Source organism: Pseudomonas donghuensis (genome assembly GCF_000259195.1).
Taxonomy (GTDB): domain Bacteria; phylum Pseudomonadota; class Gammaproteobacteria; order Pseudomonadales; family Pseudomonadaceae; genus Aquipseudomonas; species Aquipseudomonas donghuensis.
This window is the reverse complement of record NZ_JH650761.1, coordinates 40,207-57,596: the sequence shown is the minus strand read 5'-3', so window position 1 is coordinate 57,596 and position 17,390 is coordinate 40,207. Positions and strand designations below refer to the sequence as shown.

At 63.3% G+C, this 17,390-nt stretch carries 16 protein-coding genes and 1 pseudogene; 4 read left to right on the top strand and 13 right to left on the bottom strand.

Going from position 1 to position 17,390, the window contains the following annotated elements; translation table 11 throughout:
• Nucleotides 1-170: pseudogene (locus UW3_RS30210) on the bottom strand (phospholipase BipL); the annotation flags it as partial.
• A gap of 38 nt (nt 171-208) precedes the next feature.
• On the opposite strand from UW3_RS30210, the gene UW3_RS0109400 reads away from it, so the two are divergent.
• Entirely contained in the window at nt 209-778 is a 570-nt protein-coding gene (locus UW3_RS0109400; protein ID WP_010222116.1) for a DUF6436 domain-containing protein, read from the top strand.
• Here UW3_RS0109400 and UW3_RS0109395 read toward each other — a convergent pair.
• Entirely contained in the window at nt 775-1,323 is a 549-nt protein-coding gene (locus tag UW3_RS0109395; protein WP_010222115.1) for a sugar O-acetyltransferase, read from the bottom strand. The genes UW3_RS0109400 and UW3_RS0109395 overlap by 4 nt on opposite strands.
• Before the next feature lie 84 nt (nt 1,324-1,407).
• Between UW3_RS0109395 and UW3_RS0109390 the strand changes: the two genes are divergently transcribed.
• Nucleotides 1,408-3,777 (top strand): penicillin acylase family protein, encoded by a 2,370-nt coding sequence (locus UW3_RS0109390; RefSeq protein ID WP_010222114.1) that lies wholly within the window; start codon nt 1,408-1,410, stop codon nt 3,775-3,777.
• A 113-nt stretch (nt 3,778-3,890) separates the two neighbouring features.
• On the opposite strand, the gene UW3_RS0109385 is transcribed toward UW3_RS0109390, so the two are convergent.
• From UW3_RS0109385 to UW3_RS0109330, 11 genes are all read right to left on the bottom strand, one after another.
• Nucleotides 3,891-4,769, bottom strand: coding sequence for a transporter substrate-binding domain-containing protein (locus UW3_RS0109385; RefSeq protein ID WP_010222113.1), 879 nt, complete (start codon nt 4,767-4,769; stop codon nt 3,891-3,893).
• Nucleotides 4,766-5,539, bottom strand: coding sequence for an amino acid ABC transporter ATP-binding protein (locus tag UW3_RS0109380; protein ID WP_010222112.1), 774 nt, complete (start codon nt 5,537-5,539; stop codon nt 4,766-4,768). The genes UW3_RS0109385 and UW3_RS0109380 overlap by 4 nt, the downstream gene beginning before the upstream one ends.
• Nucleotides 5,536-6,195 carry an amino acid ABC transporter permease gene (locus UW3_RS0109375; protein WP_010222111.1) on the bottom strand — a complete coding sequence of 220 codons (660 nt, stop codon included), beginning with the start codon at nt 6,193-6,195 and terminating at the stop codon, nt 5,536-5,538. Before UW3_RS0109375 ends, UW3_RS0109380 begins: the two co-directional genes overlap by 4 nt.
• Complete coding sequence (locus tag UW3_RS0109370) at nt 6,176-6,841, bottom strand: amino acid ABC transporter permease (protein WP_010222110.1); 666 nt, start codon at nt 6,839-6,841, stop codon at nt 6,176-6,178. The genes UW3_RS0109375 and UW3_RS0109370 overlap by 20 nt, the downstream gene beginning before the upstream one ends.
• Before the next feature lie 429 nt (nt 6,842-7,270).
• Nucleotides 7,271-8,056 carry a MetQ/NlpA family ABC transporter substrate-binding protein gene (locus tag UW3_RS0109360; RefSeq protein WP_010222109.1) on the bottom strand — a complete coding sequence of 262 codons (786 nt, stop codon included), beginning with the start codon at nt 8,054-8,056 and terminating at the stop codon, nt 7,271-7,273.
• 176 nt (nt 8,057-8,232) lie between these two features.
• Nucleotides 8,233-9,174: a sigma 54-interacting transcriptional regulator gene (locus UW3_RS0109355; protein WP_010222108.1), complete on the bottom strand. Its 942-nt coding sequence runs from the start codon at nt 9,172-9,174 to the stop codon at nt 8,233-8,235.
• A 69-nt stretch (nt 9,175-9,243) separates the two neighbouring features.
• On the bottom strand, nt 9,244-9,825 hold the full coding sequence (locus UW3_RS0109350; RefSeq protein WP_010222107.1) for an alpha/beta hydrolase: 582 nt from the start codon (nt 9,823-9,825) through the stop codon (nt 9,244-9,246).
• A gap of 210 nt (nt 9,826-10,035) precedes the next feature.
• Nucleotides 10,036-10,437, bottom strand: coding sequence for an ExbD/TolR family protein (locus UW3_RS0109345; RefSeq protein ID WP_010222106.1), 402 nt, complete (start codon nt 10,435-10,437; stop codon nt 10,036-10,038).
• 1 nt (nt 10,438) lies between these two features.
• Entirely contained in the window at nt 10,439-11,167 is a 729-nt protein-coding gene (locus UW3_RS0109340) for a MotA/TolQ/ExbB proton channel family protein (RefSeq protein ID WP_010222105.1), read from the bottom strand.
• A 28-nt stretch (nt 11,168-11,195) separates the two neighbouring features.
• Nucleotides 11,196-11,999, bottom strand: a complete 804-nt coding sequence (locus tag UW3_RS0109335; RefSeq protein WP_010222104.1) for an energy transducer TonB — start codon at nt 11,997-11,999, stop codon at nt 11,196-11,198.
• Nucleotides 12,000-12,246: 247 nt separating this feature from the next.
• Complete coding sequence (locus UW3_RS0109330; RefSeq protein WP_010222103.1) at nt 12,247-14,589, bottom strand: TonB-dependent receptor; 2,343 nt, start codon at nt 14,587-14,589, stop codon at nt 12,247-12,249.
• 144 nt (nt 14,590-14,733) lie between these two features.
• Between UW3_RS0109330 and UW3_RS0109325 the strand changes: the two genes are divergently transcribed.
• Both UW3_RS0109325 and UW3_RS26740 read left to right on the top strand, forming a co-directional pair.
• A complete protein-coding gene (locus UW3_RS0109325; protein ID WP_010222102.1) occupies nt 14,734-15,684 on the top strand; it encodes a LysR family transcriptional regulator in 951 nt (316 codons plus the stop codon).
• 100 nt (nt 15,685-15,784) lie between these two features.
• The coding region (locus tag UW3_RS26740) for an alkaline phosphatase family protein (protein ID WP_036995478.1) at nt 15,785-17,390 on the top strand (1,606 nt) is incomplete at its 3' end.

The window sequence follows — 17,390 nt, the reverse complement described above, 5'->3', positions numbered from 1 at the left end:
TAAAAGCCATAAAAGCGCTGATAGGCCTGGGCCTGCGTCGACAGTGGCTGCCGCGCCGCCAGGGAAGACAGGCTGGCACGTAGGGAGTCGGGCTGAAATGACGCGGGCATAAAAGATTTCCAGACGCAAAAGCGGGTTATTGACCTGTGATATTCATCTGTCGCCGCCAGCATGGCAAGCTAGGCGACTTTTTTCGGACATTGCCCACATGCCCCGCTCGCCCGCCAAAACCCTGCTTGGCCTGTTACTCGTCGCGCTCTGCGGCGCTGGCCTGTGGTGGGCCTACGACAGCTTCCAGAGCCGCTACCTGCGCACCTTCGACAACCAGACCGCGCTGTTTTCCGGCGACCGCCTGCAACTGCCGACGAGCCTTGCCGGCCCCGGGCCGATCCGCCTGGTGCACTTCTGGGACCCGGCCTGCCCGTGCAACGTCGGCAACCAACAGCACCTGGCTGAATTGATCGAGCACTTCGGCCCCCAGGGCGTCGAGTTCTATGTGGTGCAAAAACCCGGGACCCGCGGCCAACTGCCCGCCACCCTGAGCGCGCTTAAACCGCTGAGCGCGCTGCCCGGCGCCGAACACCTGCCGGCCACCCCGGGCGTGGCGATCTGGGACCGCAACGGCCAGTTGGCCTACTTCGGCCCTTACAGCGAAGGCGCGACCTGCAACTCAAGCAACAGCTTCATCGAACCGATCCTGCTGGCCCTGAGCCAGGGCCGGGCAGTCAACGCCACCCACACCATGGCGGTAGGCTGCTACTGCCCCTGGCAGCCCTAGCGCACTCGCGCAGGATTGCCCACCACGGTGGCGCCAGCCGGTACATCGCGAGTCACCACACTACCGGCACCGATCACGGCGTTATCACCCACCGTCACCCCCGGCAGAATGATCGCGCCGCCGCCGATCCAGACGTTGTTGCCGATCTTCACCGGCCGCCCGCTTTCCAGGCCGCTGCGGCGCAGCTCCGGGTCCAGCGGGTGGTCGGCGGTGTAGATCTGCACTGCCGGGCCGATCTGGCAGTCATCGCCGATGCTCACCGGGGTGACGTCGAGGATCACGCAGTTGAAGTTCATGAACACGTTGGCGCCCACGCTGATGTTGTAGCCGTAGTCGCAGTAGAACGGCGGGCGAATCACCGCCCCGTCGCCGACCTCGCCGAAATGCTCGACCAGCAGGCCGTGGCGCTGCTCATTAAGCAGCTCGGCGCTGTTGTTGTAACGCTGCATCCAGTGCTTGTTGGCAATCTGCTCGGCCTGCAGCTGCGGGCAACTGGCGTGATAGAGCTGGCCGCTGAGCATCTTCTGCTTTTCACTGAGATTCATCAGTCCCTCCTGTGGGGCTATCCTCTGTCCGATTTTACCGCGATGATCGGAGCACAAGATCCGCTAAAAGCACAAGGAGTCACGATGAAGCGCAGCCTGACCTTCCTCGCCGTGGTCATTGCCGCGGCCGCTGGCGGCGGTTACTGGTACGTGCACGACAAGCTGCCGCAACGCCAGGGCGAGGTCATCCTGAGCCATCTGCAAGCGCCGGTCAGCGTGCGCTATGACACCCGCGGCGTGCCGCATATCCAGGCGCAGAACGAGGCCGACCTGTACCGCGCCCTGGGCTATGTGCACGCCCAGGATCGCCTGTTCCAGATGGAGGTCATCCGCCGCCTGGCGCGGGGCGAGCTGGCCGAGATCCTCGGCAGCAAGCTGGTGGGTACCGACGCCCTGTTCCGCAGCCTGCGCATTCGCGAGCAGGCCGAGCTGTATGTCGAGCGCCAGGACAAGCACTCGCCGGCCTGGCTTGCCCTGCAAGCCTACCTGGAGGGCGTCAATGCCTGGCAGGACAGCCATCCCAAGCCGATGGAGTTCGACGTGCTGGGCATCAAACCGCGCCCCTTCACCGCGCAGGACACCCTGAGCATCGCCGGCTACATGGCCTACAGCTTTGCCGCGGCGTTTCGCACGGAACCTGCACTGACCTACATCCGTGACCAGTTGGGTGCCGAGTACCTGAAGATCTTCGACCTGGACTGGAACCCGCAAGGTGCCCTGGCCAGCAAGCCAGCCCTGGCCGCCAACGACTGGCAGAGCCTGCAACAGCTGGCGCAACGCAGCCAGCAAGCCCTGAGCGAGGCCGGCATTCCCCAGTACGAAGGCAGCAACGCCTGGGCGCTTTCCGGCAGCCGCACCCGCAGTGGCAAGCCGCTGCTGGCCGGCGATCCGCATATCAGCTTTGCCGTGCCGTCGGTGTGGTACGAGGCGGAACTGAGCGCGCCCGGCTTCAACCTCTACGGCTATCACCAGGCGCTGAACCCCTTCGCATCGCTGGGCCACAACCGCGACTTCGGCTGGAGCCTGACCATGTTCCAGAACGATGACGTCGACCTGATCGCCGAACAGGTCAACCCCGACAACCCCGAACAGGTGAAGATCAACGGCCAGTGGCAGACCCTGACCCAGACCCAGGCACAGATCGCGGTGAAGAACGAGGCGCCGGTGAACATCACCCTGCGCCGTTCGCCCCACGGGCCGATCGTTAACTCGGTGCTGGGCGATACCGCGGGGCCGACGCCGATTGCCGTGTGGTGGGCGTTCCTGGAAACCGAGAACCCGATCCTCGAGGGTTTCTACCAGGTCAACCGCGCCGACACCCTGGCCAAGATGCGCGCTGCGGCGGCAAAAATCCAGGCGCCCGGGCTCAACCTGGTCTGGGCCAATGCCCGTGGCGATATCGGCTGGTGGGCGGCGGCGCAATTGCCGATTCGCCCCGCCGGCGTCAACCCGGGCTTCATCCTCGACGGCAGCACGCCCCAGGCCGACAAGCTCGGTTTCTACCCCTTCAGCGCCAACCCGCAGGCGGAGAACCCGGCCAGCGGCTACATCGTTTCGGCCAACTTCCAGCCGCCGGCAAACATGCCGATTGCGGGCTATTACAACCTGGCCGACCGGGGCCAGCGCCTGAACCAGCAGCTGGCCGACCCGCAGACCAAATGGGACCAGCAGAACAGCCAGGCGCTGCAACTGGACACCATCACCGACTACGGCCCGCGCACCCTGGCGCCGCTGCTGGCGGTGCTGCGGGAAGTGGCCGAGGGCGATCAGGAGAAGGAGCTGGTCGAGCAACTGGCAGCGTGGAACGGCGACTACCCGGTGGACTCGGTCAGCGCCACGCTGTTCAACCAATTCCTCTACGACCTGGCCTACGCGGCGCTGCATGACGAGCTGGGCGATACCTGGTTCCGGACATTGATCAGCACCCGCGCCATCGATGCCGCGTTGCCACGCCTGGCGGCCGACGCCGCTTCCCCCTGGTGGGGTAGACAGGGCAGCAGCGAGCACGGTGACCGCCAGGCGGCGGTGAAGCAGGCCTGGGGCAAAACGCTGGCGCACCTGCGCGCGACCCTTGGCAATGACCCGGAGGGCTGGCAATGGGGCAAGGCCCACACCCTGACCCACAATCATCCATTAGGGCTGCAGAAGCCGTTGAACCTGTTGTTCAATGTCGGGCCGTTTGCCGCGCCGGGTACTCATGAGGTGCCGAACAACTTGTCGGCGAAGATCGGCCCGGCACCGTGGCCGGTGACCTATGGGCCGTCGACCCGGCGGCTGATCGATTTTGCCGATGCCGGGCAAGCACTGACCATCAACCCGGTAGGGCAAAGCGGAGTATTGTTCGACAAGCACTATGGCGACCAGGCCAAGGACTATATCGAGGGCCGGTATCACAAGGCGCAGATGGGGGTGATTCCCGCGCAGAGCACCTTGAAGCTGGTGCCCCGGAATTAGCAAGGCTGCGCCTTGCATCGCTGGCAACGCCAGCTCCCACAGGTCCGGTGGACACACGTTCATTGTGGGAGCCGGCCTTGCCGGCGATGGGCTGCGCCAGCAGCCCCAAATGGTCAGCCCTGCCAGTTACCCCCTTCGACAATCACGCTCTCAGGCTTGGTGTCATCGCTGAGCTCCTTGCGCACATACTGGTCATACAGTTTGAGCAGGTACTTTTGCTCACCCAGGCGCGCCAGTTCGGCGTTGACCCAATCACGCAGCTCGATGTTGCCCTTCTTCACCGCCGGTGCAATCGGTGCTTCCTCGCCGAGTTTTTCTTCCAGCACGCGATAGCCCGGGTTCTGCTTCGACCAACTGAACAGGATCAGGTTGTCCTGGGCGTAGGCATCACCACGACCACTGGCCAGGGCCTGCAGCGACTCGGTGTTCTTCTCGAACTTGAGCAGCTTCCAGTCCGGGTGGTTCTTGGTCAGCCAGATATCGGCGGTGGTGCCGGTGGTGACGATGGTGGTCTTGTCGGCCAGGTCATCGAGCTTCTTCACGCTGCTGCCTTCCGGTACCAGGGCCTGCACGGCAACGCGCAGGTTGGGGTTGGTGAACTCCACCGCGTCCTTGCGTTCCGGGGTGACGGTCATGTTGGCCAGGATCAGGTCGACCTTGTCGCTCTGCAGGAACGGAATCCGGCTGGCTGGCTCAACGGCAACGAACTCCACCTTGTTCTCGTCGCCGAGCAGATCCTTGGCAAACTGGCGGCCGATGTCGGTATCAAAACCGACATAGCGCCCGGCCTCATCGACAAAGCCGAACGGCGGCTTGTCGGTGAATACGCCGACGATCAGCTTGTCGCGGGCCTTGATGGTTTCCAGGTAGCTGGTGGCCGGGGCGGCGCCACCGGCGGCCGGTTTGCCCGGTTCTTCAGCCTTGTTGCAACCGGCCAGCAAGGCCAGGCCGAGTACCGACAACAGCAGTTTCGAAGTCTTGGCAGTTTTCATGACAGTTCCTTTGCGGGAGTTTTGGGCAGGCTTTCAACAAAGGAGAATTTCTCCAGAAACTGCTGCGCGCGTGCGCTCTGCGGGTTCGTAAAGAAGCTCTCGGGGTCGCGTTGTTCAAGGATCCTGCCGGCCTCCATGAACACGATACGGTCGGCCACCGCACGAGCGAAGGCCATTTCATGGGTAACGATGAGCAGGGTCATGCCGCCCTGGGCCAGGCCCTGAATCACCTGCAGCACTTCCTTGACCATTTCCGGGTCGAGCGCGGCGGTGACTTCGTCGAACAGCATCACTTGCGGGTTCATGCACAGCGAACGAACGATGGCGATGCGTTGCTGCTGGCCACCGGAAAGCTGGCGCGGGAAGGCGTCGCGCTTGTCCAGCAAGCCGACCCTGGCCAGCAGGGCTTCAGCGTGGGCCTGGGCTTCTCGGCGCTCGCGCTTTTGCACCTTGAGCGGGCCAAGCAGCAGGTTGTCGATCACGCTCATATGGCCGAACAGGTGATAACTCTGAAACACCATGCCGACCTGCTGGCGTACCTGGCGCCAGTCGGTGCCGGCCCCCAGCAATTCTTTACCGGCCAGGCGCAGGCTGCCGCTGTGGGCCGTTTCCAGGCCATTGAGGCAACGCAGCAGGGTGCTCTTGCCGCAGCCGCTGGGGCCGAGGATCACCACCACTTCGCCGCTGCGTACCTGCAGGTCGACGTGGTCGAGCACCTGCTGTGCGCCGAAGAATTTGTTGAAGCCCTTGAACTCGATCAGTGCGCTCATGCGTGTGTCCAGCGGCGCTCCAGCGCGCGCGAGGCGGCTGACAGCGGGTAGCAGATAAAGAAGAAAAACAGGAACAGTACGCCGTAGATCAGCACCGACTCGTAGGTGCGCTCGATGATCTGCTGGCCGACCTTGATCACGTCGACCACGCCGATCAGCACCGCCAGCGAACTGGTCTTGATGATTCGCGTGTAGATGTTGATGGTCGGCGGGGTCATGCGCTTGAGCGCCTGGGGCAGCAATACGTAGCCATACAGTTGCAACCCGGAAAGGCCAATCGACAGGCCCGCTTCGCGCTGCCCGCGTGGCAACGACTGCAGCGCGCCACGCACCACTTCGCCCACTTCGCTGGCGCCCCACAACGACAGCACCAGCACCGCACACCAGAAGCTCGGAATACTCAAGGCAAAGAAAATCGGCAGGCCGAAAAACAGCAGGTACAGCCAGACCAGCACCGGGATCGCCCGGAACAGCTCCAGGTAGATGCGCAGCAGCACATTCACACTGCGTTTGCCCAGGGTCGCCAACACGCCGTAGAGCACGCCGCCGAGAGTGGCGAAGAGGATGCTCAGCGCCGAAATTGCCAGGGTTTGCGCGGCCCCCTTGCCCAGTTGCGGCAAGGACACCAGCAACAACTCAAGACCCGAACTGGCCATGCTGCAGCCTCCGTTCCAGGCGGCTAAGCAGCAGCGACAATGGCAGGAACAGCAGCACGCAGATCAGCGTCAGCACCGCAAGCATCTCGTAGGTCTTGTAGTACAGGGCGATATAGCTCTTGGTGGTGTAGAGAATCTCCGGCACCGCCACCGCCGACACCACGGTGGTTTCCTTGAGCAAAAAGATGAAATTGGCGAACAGCGCCGGCAGGCTGAGGATCCCCGCCTGGGGCAGGATCACATGGCGCAGCAACTGGCCTTCCGACAGGCCGATGGAGCGCCCCGACTCCAGTTGCGCCACCGGCACCGCCTCGACGCCTGCGCGCAGCACCTCGGTCAGGTAGGCGCCGCCGAGGAAGGTCATGGTGATGAGCGCCGCAGCAAAACCGGAAATCTTCAAGCCCAGTTCCGGCAAGGCGAAGTAGACGAAGAAGAGCTGGATCAGCAGCGGCGTGTTGCGCGCCAGCTCCACATAGAGCTTTACCAGGCGCTGCAGGTACGGCGTGCGGTAAACCAGGATCGCCGCGTTGACCAGCGCCACCAGCAGCGAAGTGCCGATGGCGATCAGGCCGACTTGCAGGGTGACGCCCACCGCCTTGAGAAACGCTGGCAATGTGCTAAGGATAAAAGCGAAGTCGAAGCTCATGGAGTAAGCCTCGGCAGACAGTGACGATGCGTCATGGACAGGATCTCGGACCGGCCCGAGGGTAAACGGGCGGCTCTAAACAGGGGTTGTCAGTGCGGGTAAGCACAATAGGTAGACTCTAAAGGTATAAAAATATTTATTTAAATACCTTTATTGCATATTGATATCACCCAAACAGCTAACCTGCGAAATCCTTGGCGGTGGCGGGATCTTTTCGCTGCAAATGCTATCCAAGCGCTGTCACTTCCCTCCCTTTCAAGGAAGACAACAACAATGAACAGCCAAGCGAACCACGATCCCCAAGACCTGTTGAAACTGCTCAGCGCCTTGTTGCGCGCGGTGCAAACCCGCAACTGAGGCACACACGAAAACGCCGACGCAGCAGAGCCGGCGTCGGCGTTATCAGGGTACTAAAGGTGCTGCCGCGGATCAGAACGCCGGCAGTACCGCGCCGCTGTATTTCTTCTCGATGAAGGTCTTCACTTCAGGGCTGGTCAGGGCCTTGGCCAGCTTCTGGATGGCGGCGCTGTCCTTGTTGTCCGGACGGGCGACCAGGAAGTTCACGTACGGCGAGTCGGCACCTTCGATCACCAGGGCGTCCTTGGCCGGGTTCAGGCCGGCTTCCAGGGCGTAGTTGGTGTTGATCATGTCTAGGTCGACCTGATCCAGCACACGCGGCAGCATGGCCGACTCAAGCTCGCGGAATTTCAGTTTCTTCGGGTTCTGGGCAATGTCTTTCGGGGTCGCCAGGGCGTTCTTCGGGTCTTTCAGGGTGATCAGGCCAGCCTTCTGCAACAGCAGCAGGGCACGACCGCTGTTGCTGCCTTCGTTAGGGATGGCAACGGTAGCGCCGTCCTTCAGATCGCTCAGCTTGGTGACCTTCTTCGAGTAGCCGCCGAACGGTTCGACGTGCACGCCGATCACGGTTTCCAGGTGGGTGCCTTTGCCTTCGTTGAAGTTCTTCAGGTACGGCAGGGTCTGGAAGTAGTTGGCGTCCAGACGCTTCTGGTCGACCTGCACGTTAGGCTGCACATAGTCGGTGAAGACCTTGATCTCCAGGTCCACACCTTCCTTGGCCAGGGTCGGCTTGATCAGCTCGAGGATTTCCGCGTGCGGTACCGGGGTAGCGGCAACTACCAGCTTCTCGCCCGCCTGGGCAAAACCTGCAACCGACAGAGCGGCCGCCAGAGCAGTCAACAACAGAGCCTTTTTCATGCGCAGTCCTTATTCGAATACACGGCCATCGGGCGACGGCGAAGGTGAGGGTTGCCAGTACGTTGCTAGCTGGCTTGAGGCGGACAATACCTAGATTTTTTATGCCAGAACAATATCTTTTATTTCGCTTCTTATTCCATTTCTAACAGGCACCGTCATGCACCCCTTGCATGGGTTCAGGCGCCTGGTTGCGCCAGGCGCAACAGGGCCGCTTCCAGCAGTTGTTGCAGCGCACTGCGTTCACCCGGCTCGCCAAGGCTCAGCAACTGCTCCAGCTGGCGGGCCAGAGCGCTCAACGGTGTCGGCAGGTTCAGGTGCTGGGGGAGAATTTCTTCACCGCTGCTGACCAGCAGGGCATAGTGAATGACGTTCTCAAGTTCGCGGGTATTGCCCGGCCAGCTGTGCAACTCGAGCAGCCGCTGCGCCGCTTCGCTGATCAAGGGCACCGGCAGGTTCAGGCGCGGGCTGTAGATGCCGACGAAATACTCGGCCAGCGGCAGGATATCGCCGACCCGTTCGCGCAAAGCCGGCAGCTCCAGCTGGCCTTCGCGCAGGTAATGATAAAGGCGCTCATGAAACTTACCGGCACTCACCGCCTCCGCCAGGTCAATGCTCGACGCGGCGACCAGGCGCACGTCCACCGGGTTCGGTTGCTGGGCACCGACGCGGGTGACTTCGCGATTCTCCAGCGCCGAGAGCAGCTTGGTCTGGATCGGCAGCGGCAAGTCGGCGATTTCGTCCAGGTACAGGGTCCCGCCGTTGGCCGAACCAAACCAGCCCGCCCGACTGCTGGCCGCACCGCTGTGGGCACCGGCGCTGTAACCGAACAGCTCGGCGTCGGCATAGGTCGGGCTGATCGCCGCGCAATTGACCGAAACAAATAGCCCACCGCGATCACTGGCGCGATGAATCTGCCGGGCCAGTAGCTCCTTGCCGGTTCCGGTCTCGCCGCGGATCAGCACCGGCAGGGCCAAGGGCGCGAGCAGCTCAAGCTCCTCGCGCAGTTGCCGCGAGCGCGGGTCGACGAACACCAGCGCCTTGGCGCGAATGCTCAACGGGCTCTTGTCCAGTTCGGGAAACGTCAGCAAAGGCTGGCCGAAGGTGTCGTGATTACTCATGGCAAACTCCCGCCCTTGGCGCTTTCCGGCCGGGCGTTCGAATCAAGGCGAAGGGTCAGCGCCGGAAGGTCAGGCGCGGCGTAGGGCGTGCTGTTCCAAGCGGTTCTGCAGGCGATACAGGTAAGCGAAACCCTGCTCCCAGCGACGGTGCCCGGACTTGACGTTGATATGCCCGGCACCGGCCAGAAAGCCGGTCTCGGCGCCCCAGGCACGGGCCAGCTGCATGGCCCGCGGGGCGCTCACGGCCGGGTCGTTATCAGAGCTGACCACCTGGCTGGGAAATGGCAGCAGCAGTTGCGGAATCGGTGCGAAGTTACGCAGGGCTGGTGCACAGGTCGGGCGTTCGACGTCCGCCGGGGCCACCAGCAAGGCACCCCGTATGCGGCGCAACAGGGTCGCGCTGGCCTGCGCCGCCCAATGGGCAACAGTGATGCACCCCAGGCTGTGGGCGATAAGGATCACCGGCGATTCATCCGCGGCCACGGCATGCTCGAGTGCGGCCACCCAGTCCTCGCGCTGTGGGGTCAACCAGTCGGCTTGCTCGACCCGGGCGCTGTTGGGCAACACCTGCTGCCAGTGAGTTTGCCAATGATCGTCTGGCGAACCTTGCCAGCCCGGCACAATCAGGTAACGGATCGACTCGTTGCGCATGGGGCTCCTCCTGCTGCGTTTGCGTGCATGAGGCCAAGTATAGGGGGGTGGTTATATTCGTAAAGGAATAAGAAGCTATTTATTAATAACCAAATATCGAATCAGGACCGACCTCATCGCGGGGCAAGCCCGCTCCTGCAGGGGCGATAAAAAAAGGGGCCACCCCCTGCCGAAGGACTGGCCCCTGAAGCATTGCCTGAGAGATGTTGCTCAGCGGGCGGTGATCACCGACAGCTTGGTGATACCCGCACGTTCGATCGAGGCCATGGCCCGCGCCACTTCCCCATAGTTCACGCCATCGTCGGCCTGCAGCTGCACGCGCAGCTCCGGGTCCTTGGCCTTGGCCGCCTGCAGGTTGGTTTCCAGCAGATCCGGCTGGATCTGGTCCTTGTTGATGAACAGCTTGCCGCCACCGTCGATGCTGACCACCAGCGGGTCCTTCTGCTCCACCGGGGCCACGGCCTCGGTCTTGGGCAGGTTGATGGGGATGGCGTTGGTCAGCAGTGGCGCGGTGACGATGAACACCACCAGCAGCACCAGCATCACATCCACCAGCGGCGTTACGTTGATCTCACTGAGTACTTCATCACTGTCCTGGGTCGAGAAGGCCATATCAGGACGCCTCCTTCACTTTCTGGGTGTTCTGGCCAGCGACGGCCTTGTAGGCGGTGGGGTGCACCAGCACCCGGAACGCGCTCTTCTGCGCCAGGCTATAGAAATCGTGGGCAAAGTCATCGAGGTCGGCGGCGGTCAGCTTCAGGCGGCGCAGGAAGTAGTTGTAGACCAGCACCGCCGGTACTGCGACAGCGATACCCACACCGGTGGCGACCAGCGCCGCACCGATCGGCCCGGCCACGGTTTCCAGGCTCGCCGAGCCTGCGGCGCTGATGCCCTTGAGGGCTTCCATGATCCCCCAGACGGTACCGAACAGGCCGATGAAGGGCGAGGTGCTGCCGATACTGGCGACTACCGCCAGGCCGGTTTCCAGCGAACGGCGCTCCCGCACGATCTGCTGGCGCAGGGCACGTTCGAGGCGGTCCTGATGGTTGATCGCCTGGCTCAGGTCGCTGGCCTGCTGGCCGGGTTCACCGACGGCAATGGCGGCATAACCGGCCTGGGCGACACGGGCGGCGGCGCCCGGTTGCGCATGGCTGAGTTCGGCGGCTGAATCCAGGCTTGAGGCAGCCCAGAATTGTTTGTGGAAACGTTTGTCCTGATTCTTCAGGCGCACGAACTGCACGCCCTTGACCAGGGCCAGGCCCCAGGTGACGACGGAGAAGCCCACCAGCAGCCAGATCACCGCGCTTTCGATGGATTCGAGGGGGGATGCCAATACAGTCATGATCAATACTCTCTTCTGTTAGCGCGAATTAGCGGATCTTGAAGTCGATGGGTACGCTGACCCAGCCGTCCTGGGCCACGTCGCCCTGCTTGGCCGGGACGAAGCTCCAGCGCTTGACCGCCGCCAGGGCGGCGTCGTCGAGTTGCTGGCGGCCACTGCTTTTCTGAATCTGGATGTCTCCCGGCTTGCCGCTGGCCAGCACCTGTACCCGCAACAACACCGTGCCTTCCCAACCGCGCCGCTGGGCCAGCGACGGGTATTCCGGCGCCGGGTTCTTCAGGTACCCGGCGTTGGCCGAAGCCGGCGTCACCGGGGCTGGCGCCGGCGGTGCGGGAGGTGCTGGCGGTTGTGGCGGTTGTGGCGGCGCAGGCGGTTGCTCGACAGCCTTCGGCGCAGGTTTGGGGACCGGCTTGGGCACGGGTTTCGGCTTGGGCTTGGCGACCGGTTTCGGCGCAGGCTTGGCCGCCAGTTCATCGACCACCGGTGGCGGCGGCTCGACCACTGTCGGCGGTGGTGGTGGCGGTGGCGGCTCGACAGCCGGGGGTGCCGGTTGCGAAAACTCGATGGTCATCGGCGGAATTTCCGGCGGGACCACCGGCAACACCGGGGCCGGCGCCTGGCTGACCCAGTAGGCCACCGCTCCGTGCAAGGCCAGGGCAAACACCCCGAGCAGAATTTTCTCCCGACGGCTCAGCGCGCTTTTCGGCGTGCTTTGCAGGCGCAACTGCGCCAGCGGCAACCGCAGCGGGCGACCGAGGTCGACCAGCTCGCCGCTCGGCGTCTGGCGCCAAAGCACATCGTGAGCACTGGCGGCGGTCTGGACATTACCCATTGATCAACTCCTGGGACGTGAGTGCGTTTCGTCGAAGGCAGGTCAATTGCCTTCGCTGGGGTGGATCATCAACTTCTGCTGCTTATGTCTTAAAGTAATTTTTAAAGTTATGAATAGAACCAAAATACATATACAAAACGGCTGAACCGCTCTAAGCCGCGCCCTTCAAGGGCTGGCGCCAAGCGCCTGAAACGCCATGCCTGCAGTGCATGAAAAATATTCGGCAAAGGCATGGCAAAACGCCGTTTCAGAAGTCGTAGCGGCCGGTGACACCCAAGGTTCTCGGGGTGCCCAACAGGCCTTCATAGCCGCCGTTGGCCGCGCTCCAGAGGGTGGTGTAGTAGGTCTTGTCGAACGCGTTCTTCAGCCACAGCGAGACATCCCACTGGCCCTGGCCAAGGTCGCCACGCAGGCCGGTGGACAGGTTGACCACGGCATAGCTGGGGATCTGCGCAAAGTCCGAATCTTCGACCGTGCCCACCGCCTTGGAGCGGAACGCGTAGCTGGCGGTGACGTATGGCTGCAGGCCGTTGTCCAGGTCCCACTGGTACTGGCCGTTGGCGTTGGCGATCCATTTCGAGGCGCCGACCACCTGGTGGCCGCTCAAGTCGCAGGCCGCGGGTGCCCCCGGTTGCAGCGCGACTTCTGGCGCGCACGGAGCGTCCTTGTAGGACAGGTACCGAACGTCGTTGTAGGAGCCGTTAAGGTTCAGGGTCAGGCCGCGCAGCGGGATCAGCGTGCTTTCCAACTCCACCCCGCGCGAACGCACGGAGCCGGCGTTGGTCAGGTACTGCACGCGGTTGGCGTCGTCGTAGGCGTTGGTCTGGTAGCCGTGCACTTCGGTCCAGAACAGGTTGGCGTTGAGCTGCAGGCGACGGTCCCACAGGGTGCTCTTCACGCCCAGCTCAGCATTGTTGGCGCGCTCGGTGCCAATCAACAGCGAGTCGGCGCCAGCCACCGGCGCCGTGCCCACCGCCAGGTTGACGCCACCGGACTTCTCGCCGTGGGACAAGGTGGCATAGCCGAGCAGGTCATCGGTGAAGCGATAACTCAGGTTGAGCAAGCCCGAAGGGCTGGTGCTGTACTGGTTGAGGTCGCCCGAATCATAGGCGCCAACCCGGCCCTGGCGTGCGGTTGCCGCAGCGCCTGCCACAGCGGCACCACCAACCGGCGCGGCACGATCGACCCAGGCGCTTTTCTCTTCGTAGGTGCCGCGTACCCCGGCGGTGAAGTCCAGGCGCTCGGTCAGGTGCCAGGTACCCTGGGCGAACAAGGCAAAGCTGTCGGTCTCGATATGGCCCTTGCCGACGCTGTTGACATTGGCCAGCGCACCGGCTGGCGTGCCATTCCAGACATCGGCCTGGGGCCCGTAATGAACAAAGGATTTGTTATCCAGATCCGAGCCGAAGTAATAGGCACCGATGACATAGTCAAAGAAGCCGCCGCTGGGTGAGGCCAGGCGCAACTCCTGCGAGTATTGCTTATCGCGCACCGACACCCCGGCGTTGTAGGCCGCCGGCACATTGAGGCCATCGTCGTTGCGCGGGGTGAAATCCCACCAGCGGTAGGAACTCACCGAGGTCAGAGTGAAGTCGTTGGCCAGGGTCCAGTTGGCTTCCAGTGACGTGCCGCCCTGGAACACCGTGACCTGCTGATCGTCATCGAGGTTGACCTTGCGCTTGCTGCCGTCGACCAACGTCGCCCCAGCGGCCCGGGCCCGCGCTTCATAGCGGTTGACGCCATTGATGGTCGGCCCGGTGCTGTACAGCAGGCGGGTGCCGGCGCTGGAATCTTCTTCGTTGTAGTCGCCGATCCAGCGCAGGTTGAACTGCTCGTTGGGTTTGTACAGCAACTGCCCGCGAAAGCCCTGGCGCGAACCGCCGTTGAGGGTGTGGCCGTCGAACTCGTTCTTGATGTCGCCGTCGTTGCGCGTGCGGTAGGCCGAAATGCGCCCGGCCAGGGTCTCGCTCAAGGGCCCGGACAGGGTGCCCTTGGTTTGGAAGTAGCCATCCTCGCCCACTGAGGTTTCGATGCTGCGCTCGGGGGTGAAGCTCGGCGCACGGGTGCTGATGTTGATCACCCCGGCAGTGGTGTTCTTGCCGAACAGCGTGCCTTGCGGGCCACGCAGCACTTCCAGTTGCTCGATGTCCATGAGGTCGAACACCGCCATGCCCGGGCGGCCGAGGTAGACGTTGTCCAGGTACAGGCCGACGCTGCCTTCGAGGCCATCACTGGCCGGGTTGTTGCCAAGACCGCGAATCGACACGCTGGACTGGCGCGCATGCATGTAAGCGACGTTGACGCTGGGCACCAGTTGCTGCAGGTCCTGGATGCGATAGACCCGCTGGCTTTCCAGGGCCTGGCCGTCGAGCACGCTGATCGGCGTCGGCACGCTCTGCGCGCTCTCTTCGCGGCGCCGGGCGGTGACGGTGACAGTCTTGAGCTGGCTGTCACTGGCCTTGGCCTCGGGCTTTGCCGTTTCTGCAGCCTGGGCCGGCAACCAGTGGGCGCTGCCGGCCAGCAGCAAGGCCAGGGGCAGGCGCTGGAGCCGCCGTGAAGACAAGGGTGCAGCGCGAAGGGTCAGGCTCATGGGCGGCTCCTGGCAAAGGAATTTATATTCCTTTAAGTTATTTATTTATGATTCGACATACGTTTACCGCATAAGAGATTGCCTTTATAAGGAGTGCACCAGAGGCAGAGCAAATGCATTTGCCCGATACTTTTTATGTGAAAAATGCATATAGACCTGCGCCAACTCCGCCACCTGATCGCCCTTGCCGAACACCGCAGCTTCGTCGCCGCGGCGACAGCGGTGAACCTCTCGCAATCGGCCTTCAGCCGCAGCATCCAGGCCCTGGAGCACAGTGCCGGCTGCCAGTTGGTGGACCGCTCGCACAAGGAGCTGCCGCCGACCAAGCAAGGCCTGGTGGTGCTCGAACACGCGCGGCGGCTGGTCGGTGGCGCGCGCCAGCTGAGCAACGAAATCAGCCAGTTCAATGGCCTGGAGGCGGGCGAGCTGCGTTTCGGCTGCGGCCCGGCGCCAGCAGCGGGCCTGGTGCCGCGGGCGATTGGCGGCTTCATCGGCCGCTACCCCAAGGCACGGGTGCAGTTTCAGGTCGATGACTGGCAGAGCCTGAACAAGCGCCTGCTGGCCGAGGAGTTCGAATTCTTCGTTGCCGACACCCGCCACTTCGAAGCCGATCCGCAGTACCAGACCCTGCGCTTGCGCCCACGGCGCTGGCACTTCTGCTGCCGAGCCGGGCATCCGCTGGCGGCGCAGCCCGGCGTCAGCGCCGAGCAGCTGTTGCAGTACCCACTGGCCGTTACCTTGCGTCCGCCAAACCTGCGCAAGGTGATCGCCGACCTGAGCGGTCGCCCGGATTTCGTCGCCAACGTCGAGTGCGAGAACAGTTACAGCCTGCTTGGCGTCGTGCTCAACTCCGATGCGATCGGCATCTGCGGTTCGTACAGCGACGCCCTGCACAACGCGAATGGCAAGCTGGTACGGCTGAACATCGACGGCCTGGGTGACGACTGCGAGGAGCTCTACACCCGCTATGGCATCGTCAGCCAGGCACGCCTGCGCCTGTCGCCGCTGGCCGAGGCAATGATCGAGCAGATCATCCTCACCGATCAGGCCGACCGCGCCCTGGACACCTGCAACCTGGAGCAGCTGGCGATCTGAGCCATTGCGCGGCACGCATCGCCAGCATTCGCCAAATGCGCTTGTGATGCGTGCCTCGGGCGGCGAAAACAGTCAGCTGAAATTCGCTCAGGTGACTGCCATGCCCCACCCCACTGCCGTGCGCAACGTGCTGTACATCATGTGCGACCAACTGCGTCGCGATTACCTCTCGTGCTACGGCCACCGCCACTTGCACACGCCGAACATCGACCGCCTGGCCGCCGCCGGGGTGCGCTTCAGCCGCGCCTATACCCAGGGCACCATCTGCGGGCCGTCGCGAATGTCGGCCTACACCGGGCGCTATGTCAGCAGCCATCAGGTCGCCTGGAACGCTGTGCCGCTGCCGTTGGAGGAACTGACCCTGGGCGATTACCTGCGTCCGGCCGGGATCCGCACCGCGCTGGTGGGCAAGACCCACGCCACGCCGAACCAGGAAGCCTTGCAACAACTGGCCATCGACCCGCTCGGGAGCATGGCCGAACAACTCAACGAGGTGGGTTTCGAGCCCGTTGCCCGTCACGACGGGATCTTCCCCGACGATTCGCTGTTCGCCGACAAACGCGAAAGCGCGCCCTACACCCGCTACCTGCGCGACCATGGCTTTACCGGCGACAACCCCTGGCACAGCTGGGCCAATGCCGCCGAGGGCGACGACGGCAAAATCCTCAGCGGCTGGCACATGCGCAACGCCGACCTGCCCACGCGCCTGCCCGAGCAGCATTCGGAGACGGTCTATACCACCGACCGCGCCATCGACTTCATCCAGGCCCAGGGCGAGCAGCCCTGGTGCCTGCACCTGTCGTACATCAAGCCGCACTGGCCCTACATCGCCCCCGCGCCGTACCACGCGCTGTACAACGCCAGCCAGGTGCAGGCAGCCATACCCGTTCAGCAAGACAACAATCACCCGGTGTATGCCGCGTTCCGCCAGCATCAGGAAAGCCTCAACTTCTCTCGCGAAGAAGTACGCCTGAAAGTGATCCCCACCTACATGGGCCTGATCAAACAGATCGACGACCAGCTCGGGCGCCTGTTCGATGTGTTGCAAAGCAATGGGCGCTGGGATGACACGCTGATCGTGTTCACCAGCGATCACGGCGATTTCCTCGGCGACCACGGCCTGGGCGAAAAGGAGTTTCTCCTCGAGCCGGCGGTGGGTGTGCCACTGATCGTGCGTGATCCGCGCGCGGCGGCCGATGTCAGCCGGGGCACGGTGGATGAGCGCTTGGTGGAGACCATCGATGCGTTGCCGACCTTTCTCGAAGCGCTGGGGCTGCCGGGTGCGGAGCATCGGCTGGAGGGGCGCTCGCTGATTCCGCTATTGCATGGCACGGCCAGCACCTGGCGCAGCTATGCCATCGCCGAATACGACTACGCCTTCCAGGCCCCGGCCCGTGAGCGCCTGGGCCAGCCAATCGACCGTTGCCGGATGACCATGGTGCGCAGCGAGCGCTGGAAGTACCTGGCCTATGACGGCTTTCGCGCGCAGCTGTTCGACCTGCTCAATGACCCGCAGGAATTGCACGACCTGGGCGCGGATCCGGCCTATGCGGATGTGCGCGAGACGCACCAGGGCTACTTGTTCGAATGGCTAAGGGGCTTGAAGCGGCGGACCACCATCAGCCATGCCGAAATCGAGCGGCGTGGGCAGTGGTTTCGTTATGGCGAGCCGCGGGAGGATAGCGTGGTGAAGATCGGGGTGTGGT